At 59.8% G+C, this 25,798-nt stretch carries 25 protein-coding genes; 8 read left to right on the top strand and 17 right to left on the bottom strand.

Features of this window, described 5'->3' with window-relative positions; all coding sequences use genetic code 11:
* Nucleotides 1–114: 114 nt before the first annotated feature.
* The 14 genes from HMPREF2888_RS08935 to rho all read right to left on the bottom strand — a co-directional run bounded on the left by HMPREF2888_RS08935 (nucleotide 115) and on the right by rho (nucleotide 13,809).
* Nucleotides 115–483, bottom strand: coding sequence for a F0F1 ATP synthase subunit epsilon (locus HMPREF2888_RS08935; RefSeq protein WP_061921985.1), 369 nt, complete (start codon nucleotides 481–483; stop codon nucleotides 115–117).
* Between the two features lie 10 nt (nucleotides 484–493).
* On the bottom strand, nucleotides 494–1,939 hold the full coding sequence (atpD, locus tag HMPREF2888_RS08940; protein ID WP_061921981.1) for a F0F1 ATP synthase subunit beta: 1,446 nt from the start codon (nucleotides 1,937–1,939) through the stop codon (nucleotides 494–496).
* A gap of 3 nt (nucleotides 1,940–1,942) precedes the next feature.
* The gene (locus HMPREF2888_RS08945; protein ID WP_061921978.1) at nucleotides 1,943–2,926 is read right to left on the bottom strand and encodes a F0F1 ATP synthase subunit gamma; all 984 of its coding nucleotides are present in this window, start codon (nucleotides 2,924–2,926) and stop codon (nucleotides 1,943–1,945) included.
* 57 nt (nucleotides 2,927–2,983) lie between these two features.
* Nucleotides 2,984–4,624 (bottom strand): F0F1 ATP synthase subunit alpha, encoded by a 1,641-nt coding sequence (atpA, locus tag HMPREF2888_RS08950; protein WP_061921975.1) that lies wholly within the window; start codon nucleotides 4,622–4,624, stop codon nucleotides 2,984–2,986.
* 65 nt (nucleotides 4,625–4,689) lie between these two features.
* The gene (locus HMPREF2888_RS08955) at nucleotides 4,690–5,505 is read right to left on the bottom strand and encodes a F0F1 ATP synthase subunit delta (RefSeq protein ID WP_061921972.1); all 816 of its coding nucleotides are present in this window, start codon (nucleotides 5,503–5,505) and stop codon (nucleotides 4,690–4,692) included.
* 6 nt (nucleotides 5,506–5,511) lie between these two features.
* A complete protein-coding gene (locus tag HMPREF2888_RS08960; protein WP_061921968.1) occupies nucleotides 5,512–6,078 on the bottom strand; it encodes a F0F1 ATP synthase subunit B in 567 nt (188 codons plus the stop codon).
* A 45-nt stretch (nucleotides 6,079–6,123) separates the two neighbouring features.
* Complete coding sequence (locus HMPREF2888_RS08965) at nucleotides 6,124–6,363, bottom strand: ATP synthase F0 subunit C (protein WP_005532052.1); 240 nt, start codon at nucleotides 6,361–6,363, stop codon at nucleotides 6,124–6,126.
* Nucleotides 6,364–6,468: 105 nt separating this feature from the next.
* The gene (atpB, locus tag HMPREF2888_RS08970) at nucleotides 6,469–7,269 is read right to left on the bottom strand and encodes a F0F1 ATP synthase subunit A (protein ID WP_061921965.1); all 801 of its coding nucleotides are present in this window, start codon (nucleotides 7,267–7,269) and stop codon (nucleotides 6,469–6,471) included.
* Nucleotides 7,270–7,707: 438 nt separating this feature from the next.
* A complete protein-coding gene (locus HMPREF2888_RS08975) occupies nucleotides 7,708–8,151 on the bottom strand; it encodes a Cg1360 family ATP-synthase-associated protein (protein WP_061921962.1) in 444 nt (147 codons plus the stop codon).
* Nucleotides 8,152–8,189: 38 nt separating this feature from the next.
* Complete coding sequence (locus HMPREF2888_RS08980) at nucleotides 8,190–9,365, bottom strand: MraY family glycosyltransferase (protein ID WP_061921960.1); 1,176 nt, start codon at nucleotides 9,363–9,365, stop codon at nucleotides 8,190–8,192.
* A gap of 15 nt (nucleotides 9,366–9,380) precedes the next feature.
* Nucleotides 9,381–10,049: an L-threonylcarbamoyladenylate synthase gene (locus HMPREF2888_RS08985; protein WP_061921957.1), complete on the bottom strand. Its 669-nt coding sequence runs from the start codon at nucleotides 10,047–10,049 to the stop codon at nucleotides 9,381–9,383.
* A 30-nt stretch (nucleotides 10,050–10,079) separates the two neighbouring features.
* Entirely contained in the window at nucleotides 10,080–10,925 is an 846-nt protein-coding gene (prmC, locus tag HMPREF2888_RS08990) for a peptide chain release factor N(5)-glutamine methyltransferase (protein ID WP_070518699.1), read from the bottom strand.
* 17 nt (nucleotides 10,926–10,942) lie between these two features.
* Entirely contained in the window at nucleotides 10,943–12,019 is a 1,077-nt protein-coding gene (gene prfA / locus HMPREF2888_RS08995; RefSeq protein WP_070518650.1) for a peptide chain release factor 1, read from the bottom strand.
* Complete coding sequence (gene rho / locus HMPREF2888_RS09000) at nucleotides 12,019–13,809, bottom strand: transcription termination factor Rho (RefSeq protein ID WP_070518651.1); 1,791 nt, start codon at nucleotides 13,807–13,809, stop codon at nucleotides 12,019–12,021. Before rho ends, prfA begins: the two co-directional genes overlap by 1 nt.
* Nucleotides 13,810–14,145: 336 nt before the next feature.
* Between rho and HMPREF2888_RS09005 the strand changes: the two genes are divergently transcribed.
* The 5 genes from HMPREF2888_RS09005 (at nucleotide 14,146) to HMPREF2888_RS09025 (ending at nucleotide 19,427) form a co-directional block, all read left to right on the top strand.
* Nucleotides 14,146–15,906 (top strand): long-chain fatty-acid--CoA ligase, encoded by a 1,761-nt coding sequence (locus HMPREF2888_RS09005; RefSeq protein ID WP_070518652.1) that lies wholly within the window; start codon nucleotides 14,146–14,148, stop codon nucleotides 15,904–15,906.
* Nucleotides 15,907–15,977: 71 nt separating this feature from the next.
* Nucleotides 15,978–16,994 (top strand): GTP 3',8-cyclase MoaA, encoded by a 1,017-nt coding sequence (gene moaA / locus HMPREF2888_RS09010; RefSeq protein WP_070518653.1) that lies wholly within the window; start codon nucleotides 15,978–15,980, stop codon nucleotides 16,992–16,994.
* 25 nt (nucleotides 16,995–17,019) lie between these two features.
* Complete coding sequence (locus HMPREF2888_RS09015; RefSeq protein WP_070518654.1) at nucleotides 17,020–18,255, top strand: molybdopterin molybdotransferase MoeA; 1,236 nt, start codon at nucleotides 17,020–17,022, stop codon at nucleotides 18,253–18,255.
* Nucleotides 18,256–18,287: 32 nt separating this feature from the next.
* Nucleotides 18,288–18,767: a cyclic pyranopterin monophosphate synthase MoaC gene (gene moaC / locus HMPREF2888_RS09020; RefSeq protein WP_061921938.1), complete on the top strand. Its 480-nt coding sequence runs from the start codon at nucleotides 18,288–18,290 to the stop codon at nucleotides 18,765–18,767.
* A gap of 3 nt (nucleotides 18,768–18,770) precedes the next feature.
* Complete coding sequence (locus tag HMPREF2888_RS09025) at nucleotides 18,771–19,427, top strand: molybdenum cofactor guanylyltransferase (RefSeq protein ID WP_070518655.1); 657 nt, start codon at nucleotides 18,771–18,773, stop codon at nucleotides 19,425–19,427.
* Here the strand turns inward: HMPREF2888_RS09025 and HMPREF2888_RS09030 are convergent.
* From HMPREF2888_RS09030 to HMPREF2888_RS09040, 3 genes are read right to left on the bottom strand one after another with little or no spacing between them, the layout of a single operon-like run.
* Complete coding sequence (locus HMPREF2888_RS09030) at nucleotides 19,375–20,730, bottom strand: multicopper oxidase domain-containing protein (RefSeq protein WP_070518656.1); 1,356 nt, start codon at nucleotides 20,728–20,730, stop codon at nucleotides 19,375–19,377. The genes HMPREF2888_RS09025 and HMPREF2888_RS09030 overlap by 53 nt on opposite strands.
* Entirely contained in the window at nucleotides 20,731–21,930 is a 1,200-nt protein-coding gene (locus HMPREF2888_RS09035; protein WP_070456182.1) for a beta-carotene 15,15'-monooxygenase, read from the bottom strand.
* A complete protein-coding gene (locus tag HMPREF2888_RS09040; protein WP_235591034.1) occupies nucleotides 21,917–22,984 on the bottom strand; it encodes a hypothetical protein in 1,068 nt (355 codons plus the stop codon). The genes HMPREF2888_RS09035 and HMPREF2888_RS09040 overlap by 14 nt, the downstream gene beginning before the upstream one ends.
* Nucleotides 22,985–23,053: 69 nt before the next feature.
* On the opposite strand from HMPREF2888_RS09040, the gene HMPREF2888_RS09045 reads away from it, so the two are divergent.
* The 3 genes from HMPREF2888_RS09045 (at nucleotide 23,054) to HMPREF2888_RS09055 (ending at nucleotide 25,785) form a co-directional block, all read left to right on the top strand.
* Nucleotides 23,054–23,314: a DUF2249 domain-containing protein gene (locus tag HMPREF2888_RS09045; RefSeq protein WP_061921912.1), complete on the top strand. Its 261-nt coding sequence runs from the start codon at nucleotides 23,054–23,056 to the stop codon at nucleotides 23,312–23,314.
* A gap of 67 nt (nucleotides 23,315–23,381) precedes the next feature.
* Nucleotides 23,382–24,095, top strand: coding sequence for a molybdate ABC transporter substrate-binding protein (modA, locus tag HMPREF2888_RS09050; protein WP_070432836.1), 714 nt, complete (start codon nucleotides 23,382–23,384; stop codon nucleotides 24,093–24,095).
* A gap of 10 nt (nucleotides 24,096–24,105) precedes the next feature.
* Entirely contained in the window at nucleotides 24,106–25,785 is a 1,680-nt protein-coding gene (locus HMPREF2888_RS09055) for an ATP-binding cassette domain-containing protein (protein WP_070518657.1), read from the top strand.
* Nucleotides 25,786–25,798 lie beyond the last annotated feature (13 nt).

A 25,798-nucleotide genomic window follows, 5' to 3' on the forward strand; every position in this document is an offset into this window, starting at 1 on the left:
CGTTATGCCACTAAACCCCGTAGCAAAAGCCAACGAAAAAGCGCCCCACCTTTCTGGTGAAAGAAAGGTGGGGCGCTTATGAGAGCGGAAGGGCTTTGCTGCCCGTTACTCTACCTAGCCCTTGGCGCGACGAAGTGCTCGCTGAGCGGCTTCACCACGGTTGTGGACAATAAACTCCTCGGACTTCTGGTCTTCGGAAGCCTGTGCCTCATCAACTTCGGTGGACCAAGTGGCCCAGTTGGCGAGGACAGTGATCTTGTCCTTGGACACGGAGAGGAAGCCACCCTGGACCGCGGCGACGAGACGCTCGCCGTCGACTGGGTGGATGGTCACAACACCATTGTCGGCCAGCTGACCGACCAATGGCTCGTGGCCAGGAAGCACGCCGATCTCACCCTCAGTGGTCTCAGCCGTAACCAGCGTGGCCTTACCAGCCCACAGCTTACGCTCGACGGATACCAGTTCAGCGGTGATGTCAGCCATGTGCCACTCCCTACTTCTCGGAAAGCTTCTTGTACGCAGCCTCGACGTCGTCCAAGCCACCCAGGCCGTTGAATGCCTGCTCTGGGTAGTGATCGAACTCGCCGTTGCAGATGCGCTCGAAAGCGTCGATGGTCTCGGTCAGCGGGACGTAGGAGCCCGGCAGACCGGTGAACTTCTCTGCGACGAAGAAGTTCTGGCCCAGGAAGCGCTCGATACGACGTGCGCGCTGAACGGTGACCTTGTCCTCCTCGGACAGCTCGTCCATACCAAGGATGGCGATGATGTCCTGGAGTTCCTTGTTCTTCTGCAGGATGTGAATGACGCGCTGCGCAACCTCGTAGTGGTGCTCGCCCACGATGGACGGCTCCAGAATACGAGAGGTCGAGGTCAGCGGGTTCACAGCCGGGTAAATACCCTTGGAAGCAATACCACGGTCCAACTCGGTGGTTGCATCGAGGTGGGCGAAGGTGGTGGCCGGAGCCGGGTCGGTGTAGTCATCCGCAGGGACGTAAACGGCCTGCAGAGAGGTAATCGACTTGCCCTTCGTGGAGGTAATGCGCTCCTGCAGGACACCCATCTCGTCAGCCAGGGTTGGCTGGTAGCCAACGGCGGAAGGCATACGACCCAGCAGGGTCGAAACCTCAGAGCCAGCCTGGGTGAAACGGAAGATGTTGTCAATGAACAGCAGCACGTCCTGGTTCTGCACATCGCGGAAGTACTCCGCCATGGTCAGGCCGGACAGAGCCACGCGCATACGGACTCCTGGCGGCTCATCCATCTGGCCGAACACGAGGGCGGTGTCCTGGAGAACGCCCATCTCTTCCATCTCGAGGAAGAGGTCGGTGCCCTCACGGGTACGCTCGCCGACGCCGGCGAAGACGGAGGTACCGGAGAACTCGCGTGCGATACGAGTAATCATCTCCTGGATGAGAACGGTCTTACCAACACCTGCACCGCCGAAGAGGCCGATCTTGCCGCCCTTCACGTACGGGGTCAGGAGGTCGATAACCTTAATACCGGTCTCCAGGATTTCGGTTTTGCCCTCGAGCTGGTCGAATGCCGGCGGCTCGCGGTGGATGCCCCACTGCTCGCCGTCGCGGCCCAGACCAGGCTGGTCGAGGCAGTCGCCCAGTGCGTTGAACACGTGGCCCTTGACCACATCGCCGACTGGAACGGAGATTGGCTTGCCAGTATCGGTCACGGCAGCGCCGCGGACGAGGCCGTCGGTCGGTGCCATGGAAACGGTACGGACGAGGTTGTCACCGAGGTGCTGAGCGACCTCGAGGGTGACGGTCTTTGCAACAGCCTCGAGAGAAATCTCGACGGTCAGTGCGTTGTACAGTGCCGGCAGTCCGCCACGCGGGAATTCCACGTCGACGACCGGACCGATGACGCGCACCACACGGCCGGCAACAGCCGACGACTGTGTGTTCTGCTCTTGCAGAGCTGAAGTCATAATCTAGTCACTTTCTGCGCTTTCGGCGAGCGCCCCAGCGCCACCGACGATCTCTGTAATTTCCTGGGTAATCTGTGCCTGACGAGCCTGGTTGGCCACACGCGAGAGGTCCTTGACCAGCTCGGTTGCGTTGTCAGTAGCAGACTTCATTGCGGTACGGCGTGCTGCGGACTCGGAAGCGGAAGCCTCCAAGAACATCGCAAAGAGGATACGAGAGACGTACTGCGGAAGCAGTGCCTCCATAAGAGTGTCAGCATCCGGCTCGAACTCGAAATCAGGCGAAACCTGATCCGTAGGCTCGGCGTCGGAAAGCGCGGACTCTCCGAGGTGGAATTCCTCATCCTCAATAACCGGAACCACCGGCAACAACTGCTGTGCACGCGCGGTTTGGGTCAGCATGGACTCAAACTCGGTGTACACAACGTGAACCTGGTCGAAGCCACGGATGCCTTCGCCCTCGGTGTTGAGGCCGTCGCGGTACTTGGCAGTACCCTTGGAACCTGCAATGAATCCGTCGATCATGTGACGACGGACATCGTGGGTGGTCTCCCAGGACGGATCCTGCGAGAAACCAGCCCAGCTGCCTGCGACATCAGCTTCACGGAACTTGTAGAAGCCAACGCCCTTATTACCCGTGACATAGCGGACGGTCTCGTAGCCTTGCTTCTTGAGCAGGGCTTCGAGCTCGGCTGCCTTCTTGAAGATGTTGTTGTTGTAGCCACCACACATACCGCGGTCAGAAGAGACCACGAGAATAGCGGCGACCTTGCCATCTTCACGTTCACGAAGCATCGGGTGATCCAGCGAGCTGGCCGCTGCGAGCTTGTTCATCACATTCGCAAGCTCGTGTGCGTAAGGCTGTGAAGCCTCAACCCTAGCCTGTGCCTTGGTAATGCGCGAGGTAGCAATGAGCTCCTGTGCCTTGGTGATCTTCTTAGTGGAATTGACGGACCGGATTCGGTCGCGCAGTTCACGAAGATTAGCCATGGTGTTCGCTCCTCCCTTCTATTATCTCGACGGTTGATTCTTAGAGCTGTGCGGACTCTATTTAGCCGTCTTACGGGAGACGCTGAGCTCGGTCTTCTTTACCTCTGCCGCATCGAGCGCCTCGACCTCTGCCTCGGAGCCCAAGTTATGGCCCTCGGTGGTGCGGAAGGTCGGGGTGAAGTCCTTAGCAGCCTTGACGAGCGCATCCTTGGATTCGTCGGACAGAGGCTGGCCACCAGCGATCTGCTCGAATACCTGAGGGGTATTCGAGTGCAGGTACTCGTGTACCTCAGCCTCGAAGCGACGTACATCCTCGACGGGAACGACGTCGAAGATGCCCTGGTCAGCCAAGTAGATGGAAACCATCTGGAACTCAACTGGCTGCGGGGAGGACTCCGCCTGCTTAAGCAGCTCAACCAGACGCTCACCGCGCTCGAGCTGTGCCTTGGAGGCAGGGTCGAGGTCGGAAGCGAAGGCAGCGAATGCCTGCAGGTCACGGTAAGCAGCAAGCTCAAGACGCAGGTTACCGGCGACCTTCTTCATGCCCTTGGTCTGTGCAGCGCCACCCACACGGGAGACGGAGACACCGACGTTAATTGCCGGACGGACGCCCTGGTTGAACAGGTCGGACTCCAGGAAGACCTGGCCGTCGGTAATGGAAATAACGTTGGTTGGGATGAAGGCGGAAACGTCGTTCGCCTTGGTCTCGATGATCGGCAGTGCGGTCATGGAACCTGCACCCATGTCGTCGGAGAGCTTTGCAGCACGCTCCAGCAGACGGGAGTGGAGGTAGAAGACGTCGCCCGGGTATGCCTCGCGGCCCGGCGGACGGCGCAGCAGAAGGGAAATCGCACGGTAGGCCTCAGCCTGCTTGGTGAGATCATCGTAGATGACCAAGACGTGGTTGCCCTGGTACATCCAGTGCTGACCCAGAGCTGCACCGGAGAACGGTGCCAGCCACTTGAAGCCAGCGGCGTCGGAAGCAGGAGCTGCCACGATGGTGGTGTACTCCAGTGCGCCGTGCTGCTCCAGGGTGTGGCGGACTCCAGCAATGGTGGAGCCCTTCTGGCCGATAGCGACGTAGATACAACGTACCTGCTTGTCCTTGTCGCCAGACTCCCAGTTAGCCTTCTGGTTCAGGATGGTATCGATGCAGACTGCGGTCTTACCAGTCTTACGGTCACCAATGACCAACTGACGCTGACCACGACCAATCGGGGTCATTGCGTCAATAGCCTTGATGCCGGTCTGCATCGGCTCTTCAACCGGCTGACGCTGCAGCACGGAAGGTGCCTGCAGCTCGAGGACGCGGTCCTCTTCAGCGGCGATTGGGCCCATGCCGTCGATCGGCTGGCCCAGTGGGTTGATAACGCGGCCGAGGAATTCCTCGCCCACAGGGATGGAAAGGACTTCGCCAGTCCTCTTGACCTCGTCGCCCTCGGTGAGGGACTCGAAGTTGCCCAAGACAACGACACCGATGGAGTTGGTGTCGAGGTTCTGTGCGACGCCGATAACGCCGCCTGGGAACTCGAGCAGCTCATTCGCCATAACGGATGGCAGGCCAGAAACCTGCGCAATACCGTCAGCTGCCGAAATGACCACGCCGACCTCCTCACGGGAGGCCTCCGCGGAGTAGCTCGAGGTGTAGTTCGCAATCGCGCTACGAATCTCATCGGAGGAGATCGTCAGCTCCGCCATGTTCTTCCTGCTCTCGGTAGTATCTTCCAGCAATTACTTAATCATTTCTGTCGTTTCGGCCTGACTTAAGCCATCTTGGCACGCAGGCGGGCAATCTTGCCTGCCGTGGAGCCGTCGATAACTTCGTCGCCGACGCGGATGGTCATACCACCGAGGAGGCTGGTGTCAACCTCAGAGTGAATGGACATCGCACGACCATAAATTTTGCCCAGCTTCTCAGCGAGTGCTGCACGCTGGCTATCATTCAGCTCACCCGCGGTGGTAACACGAGCAATGGTGCGACCCTGCAGCTTAGCTGCGTAGTCGGCCAGTGCCGCGACATCATCGATCGGGTTCTGCTCAGGGCGGCCGATGGCCTGGAGCGCGAGCGCCTCAGAGAACATCGTTACCTTGCCGTAGAGCACGCTTGCCAGCAATCCGCGCTTACGTGCGGACGTAGCAGTTCGGTCGGAAAGCAGCTGGGTCAGCTCTGCCTCGTTCTTCAGGATGCTAGACAGGCGGAAGAGCTCGTCTTCTACCTGGCCCAGCTGGCCCTGAGCCTCAGCACCGCGCAGAAGAGCGCGGCGGCCGAGAGACACGAGACCCTTGACGAAGCCACGGGAGGTGGACCACTGCTCGGCAGCAGAAGCTTCGATCACCTGGGTGGCGACCGGAGCAATCTTTGCACCGAAGAGGTTCTGCACCAGTGACTTGCGGTTTGCAGCCGGAACGGCGGCGTCGGTTAGCGCGACGCGCAGTTCGCGGTCAGCATCAAGGACATCAACGACCTCGAAAAGGTCGAGACCTGCCTGTGCCGCCGTCGCAATCGCATCGTCCTGCGCCAGAATCTGATCCAGCTGGGACTCTACGTGTGCGAGGGCTTCGCGGCTAGCTGCCTTCATAGTTGCCTACTTTCCGGCCGGTGCCACAGAATCGAGCTCGGACAGGAAGTTGTCAATCGTGGAGGACTGCTTGGTAGCGGAAGATAGTTCGCCGCCCAGCAGCTTCTCAGCCAAGTTGATGGAGTTCTGTCCGATATCGGAACGCAGCTCAGAGATGACCTGTGCACGGGAAGCTTCCAGCTGCTTCTCGCCAGAGGCGACAATGCGGCGGGATTCTTCCTCAGCCTGGGTCTTAGCCTCAGCCTCGATCTGCTTGCCGCGCTCGCGCGCCTGTTCGCGGATCTCTGCAGCTTCTGCACGTGCGTCAGCAAGCTGTGCGTTGTACTTCTCGAGAGCAGCCTTAGCTTCAGCCTGCTGAGCCTCAGCACGCTTCATGCCGCCCTCGATGCGGTCCTCGCGCTCCTGGAGCATCTTGTTGTATGCCGGAAGGACGAACTTCCAGAACAAAATCAAGATGACAACGAAACAGATCAAAGACCAGAAAATGTCATAGTTCTTGGGCAGAAGAACGGAGAAGCTGCCGGAACCCGGGTTCTCCTCCCCCGCCGCAAGCGTATAAAAGACGTTGTTCATGTGGTCTCCAGTCTTAAAAGGTTGGTTTAGGAAAACGCGAACTTTTTAGAACAGGAAGCCTGCAACGAGGCCGATAAGTGCAAGAGCCTCGGTGAAGGCGATACCCAGGAACATGGTGGTACGCAGCTGGCCGGCCATTTCAGGCTGGCGTGCCATAGCCTCAACGGTCTTGCCGGCAACGATGCCGATACCGATACCAGGGCCGATTGCGGCGAGGCCGTAGCCAACAGCCTTCAGGCTGTCGAGGTTAGCGGCAGCATCCTGTGCAAGAATGATTTCGTTCATGGTGAAAGTCGTTCCCTTTCGTATGTCCTGCCCGCAGGTTTACGGACAGGGAGATAGTTTCTGTGAAGTTGAGATTATTCTCGGTCGCGCTCGTCGACCTCGTCCTTAGTGCGAATCCGCGTGCAGGGACAGTTCGATGTACACCGCCGTCAAAAGCGCGAAGATGTAGGCCTGCAGGAAGATGACCAGGAGCTCGAACAGGCTGAAAGCCAGTCCCAGAACAATGGTCAAACCGGACAGTGCCGTCCAACCGTTCAGCTGCCAGAAGAAGAAGTTCGAAGCAGAGAAGAGAAGGACCAGAATGATGTGTCCTGCCAAGAAGTTCGCCATGAGACGAATGGCGAGGGTAACTGGTCGCAGAATGAAGGTCGAGAAGAACTCGATCGGCACAACGAGCAAGTGCAAAGCCGGCGGCAGGTTAGGAATAACCACCGAGGACTTGATGAACTTGCCGAAGCCATAGCGCTTTGCGCCGGCGTAAATCATTGCGATGTACGACACGACTGCAAGGACGATAGGCATGCCGATACGACCATTCGGCGAGACGTTGAGTCCCGGGATGATGGTCGGCACATTCATAAACAGGACTGCGAAGAAGATCGTCGCGATTACCGGAAGGAATCGCTTGGCCTCCTTAGTACCCAAAATATCTTCGGCGATGTGGATACGGACGAAATCGACCGCATTCTCGCCGACGTTCTGCAGACCCTTCGGAACCAGCTTCGGGTTCTTGAAGGCCAGCATGAAAAGAACCACCAATACCAGCGTCATCAAGATGCGCACCAGCATTAGGCGATCAAGCGCGAACCATCCGTCGGCAAAGTCGCCGAAGAACAGATGGTCAGCATCTACTTGCCCCGGGAAGAATTCTTCACCCAGATCAGGCGCGTGGAAGTGCCCTTTCATGGCCAATGTTGTAACGCTCAGCGTTCTCTCCCGTGTTAGGGCCGCCGCAAAATAACTTTGCGGACGGTGCGATGGACGTCTCAAGCTCTCTGCCACGACTTCGGACTCCGTCGCACATCTTCGAAGAAGTGACAGGGATTGACCGCGCGGGATCCAATGCAAAAATCTCGGTCCCGTGGTAACCCGCGAGAAATAATATCAGTTCAGGGCCTCATTCACGTGTACCAGGGTAGGCACAGGTTGACACCCGTAGCTCGCGGGCGATTTTTTGGCCGAAATAGAGCCCATGACTAGGCAAAAGACCCCATATGGCCTTTGTCACAAACAGTTTTTGTACACCACCTCGGGGGTGGAATTAACACCCATTCCACATCTTCCCCCAAGGAAATTAAGACTAAAGGGCTCGTGTTTTATCCCCGCCGCCCTTCTTCAGAGTGGCTAATGCACATAAGAGACGCGGGCGCTGACGACGCCCCAGGCCTCGGTGCCCAGCGTTGCGATAAGGGCCATCACTACGGTGACAAAGAGCGCCATCTTATCGTAGAAGTCCATGTCGCGGATGACCGCGAGGATGACAATCAGCACCAGCAGTTTGATGAGCCAGCTACCCATAACGACGATGATCGTGTTGGTGGGGCTAGTCTTCGAGGCAGCAAGCACGGAAAGAACCGTCAGCAGGACAAAACCGCCGCCGATGCCGGCACCGACGAGCACTCCCCAAATCCCCGGCATTCCACGCATGCCACCCCAAACGGCGAGCGAGATAATCGTGATGGCCACCAGCGCAATCGAACCGAAGCGCAGTGCACGCTTAAGCGGCAAAACTGGGTCGTCAAAGTCATCCACGTTGTTTATTGCCGCGTTTGTCATCGGATCAGTCATAGGCCAAAAGCCTACCGCACTACGACAGCCCGAGACTCCTAGGCGGGATCGGTATGCGCCACCACCGTGGTAGCCCGTTTACTTGGGCCAAGCTTGCCCCGGCGCAGAGGAATGAGCGTGACGCCGAATGCCACCCCCAGCGCGATGGCGGTAAGGGCGACTGCAACGGGCCACGGGACGATGGAAAAGGACACCGCGCCGAAAGCTACCGCCGAGACCCACAGGTATAGCACCAAGACAGTGCGGCGGTGGGTATGGCCGAGCGAAAGTAGGCGGTGATGAATGTGCGCCTTATCGGCAGAAAAGGGCGATCGGCCCTGCGAAAGGCGGCGAATAACCGCCCAGACAAGGTCCAAGACTGGAATAAACACAGCTGCGGCGACCACAATGAAAGGCGATGCGAGCGCCACCATGTCAACGGTGCCATACAGCGACATGTTGATCTTGCCGGAAGCAGAGGTAGAAGCTGCGGCCAGCAGGAGACCAATAAGCATCGATCCACTGTCGCCCATAAAGATGCGCGAAGGCTCAAAATTGTGCGGCAGGAAGCCTGCACAGATACCGACCAACGCGGCAGAGATGATCGCCGGCGGATAGGCAGAGACTGCCCCACCCTGGTCATGCAGAACCGTGAGGGAAAAGATCAATATGGCGCCGCCTGCAATAAGCCCTAAGCCGGCGGCGAGACCATCAAGGCCGTCCACAAAGTTCATTGCGTTAATGAGTAGCACCGTAAAGAAGGTTGTCAAGAGTGTGCCCTGGATTTGATCGAGCAACACCGTAGTTCCGCCGCCAAATGGAATAAACAGAAGCGTCCATGTAAGGCCAAGGCCGCTCATGATTCCAGCGGCGAGCAATTGGCCGACCAACTTCACTATCGCACCCAGTTCGAGGGCGTCGTCGATCACGCCCACGAGCACGATGGCCAGCGCCGCCCAAACCACGGCATTCATCTCAGGAGTAACGGGCATGAAACCGCGAGTCAAGGCTGGAAGCTGGGCGGCTAGGAAGACTGAGGCGCCGAAACCGGTAAACATTGCCACGCCACCCATCTGCGGGGTGGGCTGGGAATGCGAATCGCGCAGGCGAATCTCTGCCACCCGGCCAGTGCGGACGAGGAAGCTACGTACCAAGCCCGTGGCGAGGTAGGTAAAGGTCGCTGCAACCAAAATGACAAGCGCTAGCTCTCGCAGCGGTACACCGGTGCCACTCACACAATCTCCTTTTGTTTAGGCAGTGGGGCGAGTGCGCAGCGACTCGGCGCTCACGCCAATGACCTCAGCGATTTCTTCGGCAGAAAGCGCGCCCTCACGCAGCAGGTATGGGTGCTCACCAGACAAATCGATGATGGTGGAAGGCTTGCCAACGGCAGTCTCGCCACCGTCCAAGTAAACGGTAACGGCTTTACCAAGCTGCTGCTTTGCGGCCAGCGCGGTGGTCGGTGGCTGGTGCCCGGAAATATTCGCGGAGGACACAGCCATCGGGCCAACCTCGCGCAGAAGCTCGATGGCAATGGGATGCAGCGGCATGCGCAACATCACCGTGCCGCGGGTATCTCCCAAATTCCATGGCAAGGAAGGCGCCTGCGGGACCACGATGGAAAGTCCACCGGGCCAAAAGGCCTCGACGAGTGCTCGCGCAGTATCGGTGTACTCCGCGACGAGACCGCGGATGGTGTCCCAGGACCCCACGAGGACCGGAACGGGCATATCGGGGCCACGCTGCTTGGTTGCAAGGAGGCTGGCCACAGCGTCGTTGTCGAAGGCGTCGCAGCCGAGGCCGTACAACGTGTCAGTAGGCATCACGACGAGGCGGCCAGACTTTGCTGCTTTGACCGCGATGGCTAGGCCTTCTTCACGCTCTGCCTTATCGGCACAGTTATAAATCTTTCCCTGCATTCTTTCCTCACTTCGTGTGTTCAGACCAACCTACTGTACTCCCGCCGGGGTGGCAGTCGCACTTTTAATAGCAGTTACAAAACGCGCGGTACCTGTTAGGTCTCGCAGCACTGCGACATCGTGGAACCGCCCAGAATTCAGCAACGCAACTTGCACAGCCTTGCTCGTGGCATCGTCGTGCTCGATGCCCACTTTCCCGCCGGGACGCAGTAACTTCGCAATGCGAGGCACGAGGCGGTCGATGACCTCCATGCCATCGACGCCGCCGAAGACCGCCATGTGCGGGTCGCGGTAGACCTCGGGCTCTAGGTCCGGCGTCTCTGGAACATAAGGCGGATTCGTGAGCACGAGATCGACGGTGCCGTCGAGTTCGGCCAGAAGCGAGAAGTCTGTTGCATCGCCGTGGACCAGATGCACGCCTTGGGCAAGATTGCTGCGGGCAAAAGGCAGCGCATCTTCAGAAAGCTCGACCGCGAATACATCCGCGTCCGGCCGCTCATTCTTTACATAGGCGGCCAGTGCCCCGCTGCCGGTACACAAGTCGACAACGCGGGGCTTGGCGACGTCGCGAAGCACCCGCACTCCCCAATCCGCCAGGACTTCCGTTTCTGGGCGTGGAATAAACACGCCTGAGCCTACCTTGAGCTCGAGCGGGCCAAACCACGCCGTGCCCAAAATGTGCTGCAGCGGCTCGCGAGCCTCACGGCGCGCGACCCAGCCCTCATAGGCGATGGCAAAGCCGGGAATGGGTTGGGCATCCAGTGGGATGTCCATATGCCCACATCCAATGAGCTCGGAAGCAAGCACTCGTGCGTCCCACTCCGGGCTAGGTACTCCAGATGCGCGAAAGCGCTCCGCGGCATCGCGAAGCGCCATTGCGTAGGTATCCACCTCTAGTCTTCCGCCTCCAAGCGCTCGGCGCGCTCTTGAGCCTGCAAAGCGGTGATCAGATCCTGCATATCGCCGTTGAGAACGGAATCCAGGTTATTCGCCTTGTAGCCGATGCGGTGATCAGTGATGCGGTTTTCCGGCCAATTATAGGTGCGAATACGCTCGGAGCGGTCCAAGGTGCGCACCTGGGATGCACGTTGCTCCCCTGCCTCAGCCTCACGGGCTTCGCGCTCGATCTGATCCAGGCGTGCCTGCAGCACCTGCAATGCGCGGGCCTTGTTCTGAATCTGGGAACGTTCCTTCTGGCAGGTGACCACCAGGCCAGTCGGCAGGTGGGTAATGCGGACTGCGGAGTCAGTGGTGTTAACGCCCTGGCCGCCCTTACCGGACGAGCGGTAGACGTCGATGCGCAGATCCTTTTCGTCGATGTTGACGGATTCGACCTCATCCGGCTCCGGGTAAACCAGCACGCCGGCTGCTGAGGTCTGGATGCGGCCCTGAGACTCGGTCACCGGGACGCGTTGGACGCGGTGGACGCCGCCCTCGAACTTGAATACGGACCAAGCGCCGTCGCGAGACGGGGTCTTGGACTTAAACGAGATGGACATGTCCTTCACGCCACCCAAGTCGGACTCGTTGAGGCCCAAGACCTCCCACTGGAAACCAGCTTTGTCAGCATAACGCTCGTACATTCGCGCGAGATCGCCGGCGAACAATGCGGCCTCCTCGCCGCCGGCGCCAGCCTTGATCTCCATAATGATGTCTTCGGAGTCGTGCTCGTCACGCGGAGCGAGTAGGTCAGCGAGCTTTTCCTCCAGTTCAACGACGAGCGGCTCAAGGCGGTCGACTTCGTCCTGGAAGTCATGGTCCTCGTAGGCCATTTCCTTGACATCTTCGAGGTCCTGACGAGCCTGCTCTAGCTCGTTGTTGACCGCGACGATTGGACGCAGCTCGGCATAGCGCTTAGACAGCTTACGGAACATCGTCTGATCGCCAGCGACCTCGGGATCGCCCATCTGCATCTCGATGCCCTGGTACTCAGAGACAATGTCGTCTACGAGGGAAACTTGATTAGCCATTAGATGTAATCCTCAGCTTCCTTGTCAGCGACCATCGGCGCAGAGCTTGCCACCTGCATCAAGAACTCGCCGTTGGAGCGGGTCTTCTTCAGCTGCTTGATGAGCAAGTCGATAGCGGCGAAGGAATCCAAACCAGAAAGGATGCGACGCAGCTTGGTCATGATGCGCGCTTCCTCCGGAACGAGCAGCAGTTCGTCCTTGCGGGTGCCGGATGGGTTAACGTCCACGGCCGGGAAGATGCGACGCTCGGAAATGGCGCGGTCGAGCTTGAGCTCGGCGTTGCCGGTGCCCTTGAACTCCTCGAAGATGACCGTGTCACCGGTGGAGCCGGTCTCCACCATCGCGGTGGCGATGATGGTAAGGGAACCGCCGTTTTCGATATTGCGGGCAGCACCCAGAAAGCGCTTCGGTGGGTAGAGCGCGTTGGAGTCCACACCGCCGGAGAGGATGCGGCCGGATGCTGGGGAGGAGTTGTTGTAGGCACGGCCCAGGCGGGTAATCGAGTCCAAGAGAACCACGACGTCCTTGCCCTGCTCCACCAAGCGCTTCGCGCGCTCGATGGCCAGCTCGGCAACGGAGGTGTGCTCTGATGGCGGGCGGTCGAAGGTAGAGGCAATGACCTCACCCTTGACGCTGCGCTGCATGTCGGTGACCTCTTCTGGGCGCTCGTCTACTAGGACGACCATGAGGTAGCACTCTGGGTTATTCGCGGAAATCGCGTTGGCGATGTTCTGCAAAATGGTGGTCTTACCGGCCTTCGGCGGGGAAACAATCAGCGCACGCTGGCCCTTGCCGATAGGCATGATGAGGTCGATAACGCGGGTGGTCAGGATCTTCGGATCCGTTTCCAGGCGCAGACGCTGGTTCGGGTACAGCGGGGTCAGCTTGGAGAAGTGTGGACGGTCCTGTGCCGCTGCTGGCTCCATGCCGTTTACCGTGTCAACCTGCACCAACTGGTTGTACTTGCGGCGATTACGGCCATTGCCGTGGGTATGAGTTGGGCCAGAGACCTTGACCTGGCCGGTCACGGCGTCGCCAGAGCGCAGGCCCAAGCGCCGGACCAAGTTGTTGTTGACAAAGACGTCAGAGCTTGCCGCGCGGTAACCGGTGGTGCGCAGGAAAGCCACGTTGTTGTCGACGACCTCGAGGATGCCGCCTACTGCCTGGACTTCATCGCCCTCGCGGATCTGGAGATCGTTGCCGCCGTTGTTGTCATTACCACCGCGGTTGCGGCGGTTGCGACGGTTACGGCGGTTGCGGCGGCCGCCACCGTTGTTGTCATCGTCATCATGGCGGCGGTTGCGGTTGCCGCGGTTGCGCTCGCCGTTATCACGGTTGTCACGGTTATTGTTATCGCGATTGTCGTTAGAGTTCTCGGAATCCTTGTTCGGCTCCTTGGCCTCTTCCTTAGCGCCCTCCTGCTTTGCCTCGGCGTTCTCGCGCTCCTGGCGGCGGGCGCGGTTGCGGCGGGCACGGCGAGCCTGGGAGCGCGACTCGTAGCGCTGCTCCTCGTTCTTCTCACCCTTTTCTTGGGCCTTGTCTTCGCCACTATCCTTGGCGTTATCCTCAGCCTTTGCCGGCTTCTCTTCAGAGGGCTTACGTGTGCGGCGCTGTGGCTTTTCCGCCTTTTCTGCCTTCGCAGGTACCTGGCCAGTGCTCAGGGCGGTGATCAGATCGCCCTTGCGCAGACCCGAGATGCCGCGCAGGCCGCGCTCGGCAGCCAGCTTGCGCAGTTCCGGCAGCTTCATGGATGCGTAATCCTGTGCTGCGGCTTTGTCCGTATTGCTCACGGATATCCTTTCGTCGCTTCACCAGCGTCTAAATGCTTTTCGCCTGCAGTCCGGCTTAAGCGCTGGAAGCCAATCTGTATTTTTATGGTGCATGCCGCCACAAGCGGGAAGCCGCGGGCGGTGAGATATCTAGGCCTCTCCTCTGGGAAAAGGAATGCCACGGAGGAGAATTGATAGAAGGCGACTGCGAGCGAGAAAAAGAAACGCTCTGCGGCGGTTCTGCAATACTCGGTTACGCGGGAGCTTTCCTAAAATTCGGGCTAGACCGCGTCAGTCACGAGCCACTATACCGTATTAGCATCCCGCGCCGGAAGTGACACCGCTAAAGTAGGACTCATGCTTTCTACCATGCAGGATATCCCCCTGTCCCTGACCCGCATCCTGGAATACGGATCGACGGTGCATGGGCAGACGCAGGTGACCACGTGGCGCAACCATAGTGAGCCGGAAACCACCGACTTCGCCGCCATCGGCGCACGCGCGGCCGCATTCGCGCACGCATTGCACGATGAGTTGGGCATTACTGGGGACCAGCGCGTGGCATCTTTCATGTGGAACTGTGCTGAACACCTAGAGGTCATGTTCGCCACTGCCTGCAAGGGTGCTATTTTTACCCCGCTAAACAAGCAGTTAATGAATGATCAGATTCGCCACATCATTAACCACTCCGAAGCGGAAATTGTAGTTGCCGATCCGCGCTTAAAAGATCAGCTGGCTAAGGTCTTAAACGGCGTAAAAACCGTGCGTGCGGTGGTTCTCATTGGTCTAACCGATCCCGCCGACTACCTGGGCAAGTTTGGCGCTGGCGTCGAGGTCTATTCCTATGAGGCGCTACTCGACGGCCGCCCTACCGAGTACAACTGGCCTGAGCTAGACGAGCGGACGTCGGCCGCCTTGTGCTATTCCACCGGCACCACTGGCGCGCCCAAAGGCGTGGTCTATTCCCACCGCGCACTCTACCTGGAGAGCATGCAGTTGCGCGCCTCCGATTCGCTGTGCGTTACCCACGGCGAGACCTTCCTGTGCTGCATCCCGATTTATCACGTGCTCAGCTGGGGCGTTCCCTTTGCCGCCTTTATGACGGGCACGCCACTAGTGCTTCCCGACGCCGACGTATCCGCACCGACGCTTGCTAGCATCATCGCTGCCACCTCGCCCCGCGTGGCGCATGGCGTGCCCACCATTTGGATTCAGCTTTTCGCGCACTATCTCAAAAATCCCCCAAGCCGCATGACGCTGACCGAGATCTTCGCCGGCGGCTCCCCCGTCCCGCCGCAGCTGATCAAAATGTGGGAGGAGCGCTACGGCGTCGACGTCGTGCACGTGTGGGGCATGGTGGAAACCACCACGGTGGGCACGGTGGCCCGCCCACCCCAGGGTGCCGATGGCGATACCCGCTGGGCATACCGCATATCCCAAGGACGCTTCCCGGCCTCCTTGCAATACCGTGTGGTCAATGACGGCGTCGTCGTGCCCAAGTCCGACCGCAATGCCGGCGAGATCCAGGTCCGCGGCAACCTCGTTACCGGCTCCTACTACCACTCGCCCACTTCTGAACCGAGCGGTAGTGCCGACGAGTTCCGCGGCAAGCAAGTCGAGGATGCCAAATCCAAATTCACCGCGGATGGCTGGCTGCGCACTGGCGACGTCGGCTCGGTAACGGAAGACGGCTTCTTGACCATCGAAGACCGCGCCCGCGACGTCATCCGCTCTGGCGGCGAGTGGATCTATTCGGTCCAGCTCGAAAACCTCATCATGGCTAACCCGGTCGTCGTGGAAGCCGCCGTCATCGGTTATCCGGATAAACAGTGGGTGGAACGCCCTCTGGCGGTAACGGTGTTGGCACCAGGGTTTTCTCCGACAATCGAAACCGCCGAGCGCATCCGCGAGGGTATGCGCAAGGAGCTGCCTTCGTGGATGCTGCCGGAGTACTGGACCTTCGTAAAGCACATCGACAAAACCTCGGTGGGCAAGTTCGATAAGAAGGACCTGCGTTCACACTTGGCTGAAGGCGAATACAACATCATTCGATTGAAAGGCCCTGGCGAGTCACAGCGCCTGGATGACTTGCCACAGCATTTCCCGCCCCGTGACTAGCCCCCGGATTAAACGCGAATTTTTCCGGGTTAATATGGATAAGACCACTCTGCCTATAGACTAGGACGACAATGACTTATCCGCTTCTAGACAAATACGGCCGCAGGGCCCGCGACCTGCGCGTTTCGCTTACTGATCGCTGCAATCTCCGCTGCACGTATTGCATGCCAGCCGAAGGTCTCGAGTGGTTTCCCACCGCAGAAACCTTGAGCGATGAGGAAACGATCCGCCTCATCCGCATCGGCGTCGAAAAGCTAGGCATCCGCCAGGTACGTTTCACCGGCGGCGAACCGCTCCTGCGCAAGTCTTTGGAGAAGATTGTCGCTGCTACTAAGCAATTGCGCACCGACGAAGGTAAATCACCGTCTACCGCACTGACCACGAACGGCTTGGGCCTCGACCGGCGTATCGATGGATTGGTGGAAGCAGGCCTCGACCGCGTGAACATCTCGCTCGATACAACCGACCGCGAGCTTTATGCCCGGCTAACCCGGCGCGACCGCATCCAGGATGTCTTCACAGCCATCGAAGCCGCGACCCGCGCCGGGCTGCACCCAGTCAAGGTCAATGCGGTAGTGATGCCGGGCATTAACGAGGATTCTATTATCCCGCTGGCGGAATACTGCATTGAGGCAGGCGCACAGCTGCGTTTTATCGAGCAGATGCCGCTGGGCCCGCGCGATAAGTGGCGGCGCGAGGATATGGTGACCGCGGACGATATCTTGGCCCGCCTCGGCGAGTCCTTCGAGCTCTCCCCCGCTGATGAGCCGCGCGGCTCTGCCCCGGCGTCACTGTGGAATGTCTATCGCGGAGGCCACGAGATAGGACAAATCGGCGTCATCGCCTCAGTCACCCGCTCCTTTTGTGGTTCCTGCGATCGCACGCGTCTGACAACTGACGGTGCGGTGCGCAATTGCCTATTCGGTAATTCGGAGACCTCTCTTCGCGACCTCATGCGCGCGGGCGCCAGCGATGAAGAGCTCATGGAGGCCTGGGCCGCAGAAATGTGGGCGAAGCTGCCCGGCCACGGCGTGAATGACGAGGGTTTCTTGCAGCCGGATCGTTTGATGGCAGCAATCGGTGGCTAAAGGCTAAGGATCTAGTTTGAAAAGCATGCGCACCCCACAAGAACATTTCGAGGCGATAATGTCTCACGCCCGGCCGGTGCCGGTAGAGGCATTTCCGGAAGCCCAGCCAGTCAACGAGAAACTTCTAGGCCGCGTCATTGCAGAAGACGTTACTGCGCGCCTAGCAGTGCCGCCTTTTAGCAACTCTGCGATGGATGGCTTCTTGGTACACCTAAAGGATCTGGTTGAGCTGCCTGCGCGTTTGCCCGTCGCAGGCGACGTTCCGGCGGGCCAGGCACCCATGGAGGTGCCAGCGGGCAAGGCGGTGCGCATCATGACCGGCGCGCCGGTTCCGGAGGACAACGATGGCCTAGTTGTAGTCCCAGTGGAGTTGACCGATATTCCAGCCGGCCCACACGAGCTGCCGAGTGAGGTCACCATCAACGAGACGCCAAGGCGCACGCACATCCGCCCGAAGGGAGAAAACGTTCGGGAGGGCGCGAACATCGCCAAGCCGGGCACCGTGGTTAATGCCGGCCTTATTGCCGCGCTGATTTCGGCTGGCATCACGCATGTTCGCGTCTACCGCCCCGTTCTCGTAGGCGTGGTCTCCTCCGGCGACGAACTGGTCGAGGGCTCGAGCCTCGAGCCGGGCCAGCTACCCGATTCGAATGGGCCGATGATCGAATCGCTGATTCGCTCCACCATCCCGCATGCGGTGGTAACGCACATGCGCTCTTCCGACTCCCCGGAGCAGCTGCGCGAGACGATTGAGCAGCTGTTTCATTCCCACGAGGTAGTAATCACGACGGGCGGTGTTTCCGCCGGCGCCTTCGACGTCACGCAGACCGCGCTCCAGGCCGCAGAGGACTGTAAGGCTTGGTTCGGCGGGGTCAAGCAAAAGCCGGGCACGCCGCAAGGTTTTTCCCTCTATGGAGGTTTGCCGGTTATCTCCCTGCCGGGCAATCCCGTAGCGGCTTTTGTTTCCTACCATCTTTATGTTTCGCCTTTCCTCGAGGCCTTGAGCGGGCGCCCTGCCCGCACGAAGGTCTGCAGCGGGCGCACCATCGTCGCGCGCGCCGGGGAGGAGTTCCCCATGGCACACAAGCACGGCACGGCATATGTGCCCACGCGCTTGGAGTTCGGTGAGGCCGTCGTGGCGTACCCCTTTGCCAGCGGGTTGAGCAGCCACTTCGTAGCCTCGCTCCACGGCACGTGCGGCCTGGTTGAGGTGACCTCCGAAATTCAGGCTGGCGATGAAGTCCGCGTGGTTGGCTATTAATTCTCGATTAGGCCTTAATTAGACTAGACCCTATGAAATTTACCCATCTCAATTCCTCCGGCTCCGCCTACATGGTGGATGTGACAGAAAAGCAGCCCACCGTCCGTTCCGCTACCGCGCAAGGCGAGGTTGCGTGTTCTCCTGAGGTTCTTTCTGCGCTTCGCGACGGCACGGTTCCCAAGGGCGACGTGCTAGCGGTCGCGCGCATCGCCGGTATCTCGGCGGCCAAGAAGGTCCCGGAACTGCTTCCCCTCGCCCACACCATCGGCGTGCATGGTTGCTCGGTCGATCTGGAAATCCGAGACGACCATGTCTTCATCGAGGCAACGGTGCGAACCGCCGATCGCACCGGTGTGGAGATGGAGGCGCTTACCGCGGTCAACGTTGCGGCGCTGTCCATCATCGATATGGTCAAAGGCGTCGACCGCTCCGCATTTATCCGCCGCTGTGGGATCACTGCAAAGTCCGGTGGCCGTTCCGGCGACTGGAGCCGCGAGCTTCCTAAAACCTAGGCAATGCTGAACTACAAACCGCACGAGCTAGGAGTCATCATCCTGGCAGGCGGCCACGGCACCAGGATGGGCGGGCGCGATAAGGGTTCGGTGCGTGTGCGGGGCGAAAGGCTTGTCGACGTCGTGCGCAGGCAGCTTCCTTATGGCGCGCCGATCTGCGTGGTTTCCCCGTTTCCGCTGGGCCTGCCGCAGGTATGCGAAAATCCGCTTTTTGGTGGGCCTGCAGCTGGCATCGCGGCAGGCCTGCAGAACCTGGAAGCACGTAGTTTAGCGCCACTTCGCTATATCGCAGTGTTATCTGTGGATGCGCCAGATTCGCCTCAAATGCTGCCAAAGTTGTTGGAAAAACTCGCCGCCTGCGAAGCGCAAAGCTCAATTCCCTCGGTAGCGGCGGCTTTAAGCGGCGATTTTATCCAGCCGCTGTGCGCGCTGTGGCATTACGACGGCCTGCGCCAAGCGGTAGATTCCTTCGACTGCCTGCACAACAAGTCAGCCCGCAGGCTGTTGCACGCAGTCCCTCGCCTCATCGCGGTGCCGGGTACAGGCGCGGAAGAGGACTACGATACCTTGGCTGAACTCGCCGAATGGGAGCGCCGCCGAGCAATGACTACCGCGAGACCACAATCTTTCCGTGCTGGCCCTTTTCAGCCGAGGTCATGATGTGATTGACAAAGCTATAGGTGCCGGGTTCATTGAAGGTCATCTCCACGAATTCACCCTGCGCGGGTAGGAGATCCACGGCCTGAGAGCCGGCATCATCCAGGTCCTTGATGAGGAAGTCGCCTTCCTTGTAGACGGTGTCGAATTGCTCGCCCACCACGTGGAAAGACAACGGCTGGTCTGGGCCCACGTTGAGCAGCCAGATGCGTACCTTATCGCCCACCTTGGCATGCAGCGGCTCAAGGTCGTACTGATTCGGATAGTAATTAAACGCCATCAGGTCGTACTCGCCGTTTGAGACGCGGTCGGCGTCGGCGCCATTTTCGTCGCCCAGGAAGATTTCGTCCGCAATCATTGCGTACTCCGCATCGGCGTCGCCAAGCTCTGGCGGATCGATGACCACCGCGCCGGCCATGCCGTTGGCAATGTGCAGGCTCATCGGCGCCGTGGAGCAGTGATACATCCAGATGCCGGAGCGGTGCGCGGTGAACTCATAAGTCAGGGACTCGCCCGGCGCGATGGTCTTCATGTTCTCATCCGGGTTGACCTCGCCGGCGTGGAAGTCCACGGAGTGGCCCATGGTTCCCTCGTTCTTGATGGTGATCTTGAACTTATCGCCCACCTTGCCGCGCAAGGTTGGCCCTGGGGCTTGGCCGTTGAATAGCCACCGCGTTTGTTTTACACCTGGCGCTACCTCGACCTCGTCCTCGGTCATGGTCCAGGTTTCCTCGTGCGTGGTTGCCTTTGCAGCCGGCAGCGCAGCATCGAAGGCCTTAAATCCCTCCCGTTCCTGGGTGCGCTCGGCAGCGCTGGGCACGTCTGGGTGGCTAGCTGAGTGATGGTGCATGCCAGCCATGGCGTCGCCTTCTGCAGGCGCGTCGGTGACGTTGACGTCAAAGACCATGCCCTGCGCCTTATGCCCCGCGATGGTGCAGTAGCCCTGGGTGGTCTCCTCGATGAGGCCGGCGTCTAGCTCGACGGTCTTGCCGGGTTCGACGCGGCCGGTTTCGTTGTCGCCGATCTTCAGGTCATGGACCATATCTCCGGTGTTCGTGAACTTCACCACCAGGTGGGTGCCCTTTGGCACATCGATGGAAGAAGGCACGAAGGACATGCCTTCCACACTAACCTCAACGACGGTGGCATCAACGCCTTCGCTTTCCGACGCCCGTTGTGCCTTGGAGGTGCTATTGAAAACCGCTAGAGCAATCACCGCGGCCAGGGCGATGCCGATGAGAATCCACGATGCCCAGTTGTTCTGAGCCGGTGGCTTTTGAGGTTGATTAGAAGAAACGCTGAGCATTTAGTTCTCCAGTCTTTTCTGTTTGGAAACGGCCACCGCGATGGCCAAGATGTTGGTGATAAGGCCAAGCCCCATCATGATAAGCCCGGCTATATCGGCCCCGAGCAAGCACAACATCGCACCTAGGTTGATAAGCACCAAGCGGGCGTATCCGCCGTAATCAGCGACCTTTCTGCCCAGTGTCACCTTGGCCGGGCCGCCGCCGACGAGGGTGGGCAACAAGTGGTGCAGCACGCCCGTAACCAGTTGCATGAGACCTGCGCCTACGAATGCTGGCATGAGCAGCAACGTCACCACGCGTGGGTAGACCCCTAAAATGGCGCAGACCGCGTCGGCGGCGCAGAGGCTAAGCATCCACAACAGTCCGGCGACGACCGAGACCGTCGCCGTGGTCAGCTGTGGCTTGCCCGCCAGCAGCGTGGCGAGGATGGGCTGGATGATGAGCAATGCCGCTAGCACCACCAGCAGCTGTGTCATACCTGCTGCGCGGCTAAGCCCGAAAGAATTAAGGCCCAACGCGAGCGCCAAGCCAACGCAGTGGACGATGAGCGCCCTAGTGCAGCGCGCCCGCGCGGCGGGGGCAATCTTGGTGCCGCTCAAAGTAGGCAAAAGCGTGACCACGGTTGCCACGATGGTCAGCCAGGCAAAGCCCCAGACCATGCCCCGCGAGTGGGCGGCTACCAGAAGTGAATAGTTGCCCACACCATTGGCTGCTAGCACCACGAGCAACACGGAAACAATCACGAATGCTGCGGCCGCGATGTAGAAAGGCACCGTCACCGCGAATAAACCGGCCAGTGATCCCCGAAGCGCCCGGTAGATATCGAAGCCATGCCAGCAGAAGGTAGCGATGATAAGAAGCGATGCGGCGTCGGAAAGCGGGCCCCAGTCAAACCCGGCGCGGTCAACGAGCAGCAGTACCAAGCCAACCTGGACAATCCCCACGCGCCAGGCCACGCCCTTGTACCCGCGGGCCTGCATGCGCGTGAGTGCCTCCGTGAAGTGCGTGGAATAGACGATGATGGCGGTGGTCATCGCACCGATGGTGAAGGGATGGATGAGGTCCCACCACACCACGCTTGCGCCTAGGTGGCTGGCGATGTTGATGACTATCCCAGCTACTACCCAGAAGCCGATGACGCAGGCGGCAATCATGTGCCAGCGCCCGCGTGCGGCCAAAGAAACGTCAGCGATGTGCACGATGTGCCTCCCACATGGTCAAAATAAAACCGCTTAAGACAAAGAGCAAGACTGCTATTACGTTAGTCATGCCGCCCACACGGAAGACAGTTGTTTGCGCGAGTGCGTCCGCGGCGATGCGCAGGACAAGACCGCCGTGCAATAGTGCGACCGGCAGGTAGAGCACGGTGCGATATGGCAGCTTCTTGCGAATGACGGAGGTCAGGATGATGGGCGCGTGTGCGAAAATCATCGACATCACAAACCCCAGGAAGACCGTGTGCACCGAGGCGTCATAGGCAAAGCCCGTTGCTTGGCCGAACGCCAGCCAGATGACTCCGGCGAGCGCCAACCAGAAGTAACCTGCCAGCATGCAGACTGCGGAATAGCGCGGCAGGCCGGTGCCGTGCACCAAATTCTTGGCCACATCCACGCGGACGGTGGTCACCGAAATCGCGAAGAGGAAAAGGCCCATCAAGCGGTAGCCCACCGCGGGGACTAGGACGAAGATGACACCGGCGGCTGCTAGCGCCAGAACGAGCACGGTGATGAGGTTTTCCGCTTTTGTACCGGCCATGGTCACACGGGCAAGCTCCATGCGCTCTCCGATGATGGTGCTCACCACGTACAGCACGCACAGCGGCATGGCCATGGCAAAGGAATCAGCCATGGCCCACAACAGGCTGGCCGCCACGCCGCCGATAACACCCGCCGCCTGCACGAGCACGGCTAGCGTGGGCTGCCGGCGATGAATCTCGAGATAAATTGCACCGAGGATGAGGAAGCTCCACGCAAAGAAGATGGCGGGGACAAACCGGGGTGCGCCCACTAGCAGGCTCACCACCGCCACGACGTGGCAGATGGGCCCTGCCCAGGCCCACGTTTTCTTGACAGCGACTACGCGCTCTAAGCCGATTGCTCCGCCGACGAAGCCAAAGACCATGAGCGGTCCATGCGCACGTGCAGCTGTGGACGTTGGTGCGACGCCCAGCAGTGCCGCGCCCGCATAAAGACCAACGAGCAACGCCGCTCCGGCAAAGGCCAGAAACACGAAACGATGCGCAATATTTTTCACGAGTTTTATCGTACTAATATTGGCGCTAAGGTGAAAACCAAAGCCTTCAAACCAAATGAAAGGACCATCATGCAACTGCCAATTACTGATGCCCACAAAGCAAGCGAAGTGCCAACCCTAAACGCCTCCGAAATCCCACACGCCGTGCGCCACGGCGCTATCCACGGCGCGCTGGGCACCCTCAACGTCGGCGAAGCAATGATCCTTATCGCACCGCACAACCCAGTGCCACTGCTCAAAGAAATCGAAGCCCGCGAAGAGTCCTTTGAGCTGGAATACCTGAAGGAACAACCACAGGACTTCCACATCAAGTTCACCCGCGTGGCGTAGCAGTTTTCTGCGACTTCCCCTCCCCATCTCTCACTCGAAATCGTGCAGGTGCGTAAATTTGGTGATTATGAAAAAATCTGCTGCTATTTGCCTTGCTGCCCTAGCCGCCTGCGCGCTTACCGGTTGCGCAGGCGGCGGGGATAAGCTCAACGTCTTCGCCGCCTCTTCAACGCGCGTGCTCAACCATGAGCTTGAGGCCGTCACGCCCATGCTGATTAACAATGGCGGTTCTGCTTCCCTGGTAGAACAAATCCATCAAGGCGCGCCTGCCGACGTGCTGCTTACCGCGTCCCAGGAGACCATGGACAAGGCGGTGGCCGCAGGCGATGTCGAGCAGCCTCGCGTACTGGCCACCAACTCCATGGTGATGGTGGTACCGCCGGGCAATCCTGGGCATATCCACTCCGTCCACGACTTGGATGAGACCGACTACTTCGTGCGCTGCGACCCTTCGGTCCCCTGCGGGGCGATCGCCGATAAAATCATGGCAGATCAGCACCTGCACGTGAGCGCCGATTCCAAAGAGGGCCAGGTCGCCGACGTAGTAGGCAAAGTGGCCAGCGGCGAGGCGGATGCTGGATGGGTATACTCCACCGATGCAGCAGCCAATCCTGACCTGGAGGTAATCCCCATCGAGGGCGCGGAGAAATTCCGCAACCAAATCTTGGGTGCCGTAGTCAAAAACAGCCCGCACCAGGATGCCGCCTCTTCGTTGCTGGACATGCTCGCTAACGACTTCGACGAGACCTGGTCGCGCTATGGCTTCGTGCCCGCCGACTAAACTGCTTTCCATGCATGTGCGCACCACCCCACCTCGCGCCCCCTGGCCTTTCGCCGTGGCGGGCGCCTTGGCGGTTTTATACGTCGCGGTACCAGTACTTGCTTTGGCCACCCGCGTTCCGTGGACGGGCCTTGGCACGGTGCTTTCTCAAGAAACTACCCACGACCTGTTACGCATCACGCTAACCTCGGCTGCTATTTCTGCACTGCTTGCCACCTTCTTCGGCACCGGCCTAGCCATCTGGTTGCACGGGCAAAACCGCATTGGCCAGGCGGTGCGCCTGCTGGTGTACTTGCCACTGGCGATGCCGCCGGTGGTCGGAGGGTTGGCGCTCAGCGCGGCGTTGGGCCGCCGCGGCCTTTTGGCCCCACTCTTGGATGCCTTGCAGCTAAACTTCGCCTTCGCCGGCGTCGTCGTGGCGCAAACCTTCGTCGCCCTTCCTTTCGTAGTGGTGGCGGTGGACTCCGCGCTGCGCCAGACCGACCATGAAGTGGCCCTGTCCGCGCGCCGGGTTGGCATGACACGCGGGGCCATCTGGCGCAAAGTCATGCTGCCGACCATCGCACCGGCAATCTTCACGGGTGGAGCACTCGCCTTTGCACGCAGCCTCGGCGAGTTTGGCACCACGATTACCTTCGCCGGTTCCATGCCGGGGCTCACCCGCACGATGTCGAGCGGCATCTATCTAGAACGCGAGGTCAGTGCGGACAACGCTTATGCGCTGTCTGCGATTCTCATCGGCCTCGCTGTGGTCTGTCTCGCCTGCGCGGGCATCCCATCGCTGCTACACCGTGAGCCTTCGCCGCAGGCGCATGCGCAGTCTGACATCGACGTCGCCAAGCTGCGCCAACTCAGCCTGCCGCCCGCCGCAGGCCAATTGGCGCCTTTCAAGGAAGCAGCCACCACGGCGGTCGTTGGCATCAACGGTGCCGGCAAGACCACACTGCTGCGTCGCCTCTCTGATGAGTCCCACGCCGTGATGCTGACGCAAAAGCCAGCGCTGCCGCCCCACTCGACGGTCGCGGAGGCTATCACTATGGTCACTCACGATAAGGCCGCTACTGCCGAATTGATTGCTGCGGCGGGCTTAAGCGAGATTGCGGAGATAAAAGCACGCGATCTCTCGGGCGGCCAGGCTGCCCAAGCTGGCCTCGTCCGCGCGCTGGCTGCACGCCCTTCCATCTTATTGTTGGATGAACCGCTAGCTGCTGTCGACGCCGCAGCTGCTGCGCAATGGCGCAAGCTGCTAGCTGCGGCGAGCCACGACCGGACCACCGTCATGGTCACCCATAATGTGCTAGACCTTTTGAGCCTGGCCGACGAGGTCGCAGTGGTAGAACGCGGCAAGATTCTCCTCCACGCTCCAACAAACGAGATCGTAGAAAACCCGCCCAATCACTTCGTCGCAAGGCTGCTCGGCAGGGTGGTTATCCAGGGAAGACTCGAACAAGGCGCCGTGATCCCCGATACCACCGGGCCAACTCGCTTTGTGCTAAGTCCGGAGGAGATAACTCTCACTGAGTCGGGCAGGTGGCAGGCGAAAATAAAGGATATTCGTGCCCATTCCTTAGACCGTGTAATCGCCGCGCTAGACCTTAGCGGCCAACACGTCGAGGCGGCGATTGGCATCGATCAAGCCAAAACATTGAGCGTGGGCGAGACGGTTTACTGCGAGATCTGCACTAAATAAATTACCGTCGCGG

Origin of the sequence: Corynebacterium sp. HMSC077D03 (assembly GCF_001808545.1) — a bacterium.
In the GTDB taxonomy this organism is placed as follows: Bacteria; Actinomycetota; Actinomycetes; order Mycobacteriales; family Mycobacteriaceae; genus Corynebacterium; species Corynebacterium simulans.

What these genes read in the sequence shown, in the direction of transcription:
- HMPREF2888_RS08935 (WP_061921985.1), bottom strand. Translation starts at nt 483, where the DNA reads ATGGCTGACATCACCGCTGAACTGGTATCCGTCGAGCGTAAGCTGTGG.
- atpD (WP_061921981.1), bottom strand. Translation starts at nt 1,939, where the DNA reads ATGACTTCAGCTCTGCAAGAGCAGAACACACAGTCGTCGGCTGTTGCC.
- HMPREF2888_RS08945 (WP_061921978.1), bottom strand. Translation starts at nt 2,926, where the DNA reads ATGGCTAATCTTCGTGAACTGCGCGACCGAATCCGGTCCGTCAATTCC.
- atpA (WP_061921975.1), bottom strand. Translation starts at nt 4,624, where the DNA reads ATGGCGGAGCTGACGATCTCCTCCGATGAGATTCGTAGCGCGATTGCG.
- HMPREF2888_RS08955 (WP_061921972.1), bottom strand. Translation starts at nt 5,505, where the DNA reads ATGAAGGCAGCTAGCCGCGAAGCCCTCGCACACGTAGAGTCCCAGCTG.
- HMPREF2888_RS08960 (WP_061921968.1), bottom strand. Translation starts at nt 6,078, where the DNA reads ATGAACAACGTCTTTTATACGCTTGCGGCGGGGGAGGAGAACCCGGGT.
- HMPREF2888_RS08965 (WP_005532052.1), bottom strand. Translation starts at nt 6,363, where the DNA reads ATGAACGAAATCATTCTTGCACAGGATGCTGCCGCTAACCTCGACAGC.
- atpB (WP_061921965.1), bottom strand. Translation starts at nt 7,269, where the DNA reads ATGAAAGGGCACTTCCACGCGCCTGATCTGGGTGAAGAATTCTTCCCG.
- HMPREF2888_RS08975 (WP_061921962.1), bottom strand. Translation starts at nt 8,151, where the DNA reads ATGACTGATCCGATGACAAACGCGGCAATAAACAACGTGGATGACTTT.
- HMPREF2888_RS08985 (WP_061921957.1), bottom strand. Translation starts at nt 10,049, where the DNA reads ATGCAGGGAAAGATTTATAACTGTGCCGATAAGGCAGAGCGTGAAGAA.
- prmC (WP_070518699.1), bottom strand. Translation starts at nt 10,925, where the DNA reads ATGGCGCTTCGCGATGCCGCGGAGCGCTTTCGCGCATCTGGAGTACCT.
- prfA (WP_070518650.1), bottom strand. Translation starts at nt 12,019, where the DNA reads ATGGCTAATCAAGTTTCCCTCGTAGACGACATTGTCTCTGAGTACCAG.
- HMPREF2888_RS09005 (WP_070518652.1), top strand. Translation starts at nt 14,146, where the DNA reads ATGCTTTCTACCATGCAGGATATCCCCCTGTCCCTGACCCGCATCCTG.
- moaA (WP_070518653.1), top strand. Translation starts at nt 15,978, where the DNA reads ATGACTTATCCGCTTCTAGACAAATACGGCCGCAGGGCCCGCGACCTG.
- HMPREF2888_RS09015 (WP_070518654.1), top strand. Translation starts at nt 17,020, where the DNA reads ATGCGCACCCCACAAGAACATTTCGAGGCGATAATGTCTCACGCCCGG.
- moaC (WP_061921938.1), top strand. Translation starts at nt 18,288, where the DNA reads ATGAAATTTACCCATCTCAATTCCTCCGGCTCCGCCTACATGGTGGAT.
- HMPREF2888_RS09025 (WP_070518655.1), top strand. Translation starts at nt 18,771, where the DNA reads ATGCTGAACTACAAACCGCACGAGCTAGGAGTCATCATCCTGGCAGGC.
- HMPREF2888_RS09030 (WP_070518656.1), bottom strand. Translation starts at nt 20,730, where the DNA reads ATGCTCAGCGTTTCTTCTAATCAACCTCAAAAGCCACCGGCTCAGAAC.
- HMPREF2888_RS09045 (WP_061921912.1), top strand. Translation starts at nt 23,054, where the DNA reads ATGCAACTGCCAATTACTGATGCCCACAAAGCAAGCGAAGTGCCAACC.
- modA (WP_070432836.1), top strand. Translation starts at nt 23,382, where the DNA reads ATGAAAAAATCTGCTGCTATTTGCCTTGCTGCCCTAGCCGCCTGCGCG.
- HMPREF2888_RS09055 (WP_070518657.1), top strand. Translation starts at nt 24,106, where the DNA reads ATGCATGTGCGCACCACCCCACCTCGCGCCCCCTGGCCTTTCGCCGTG.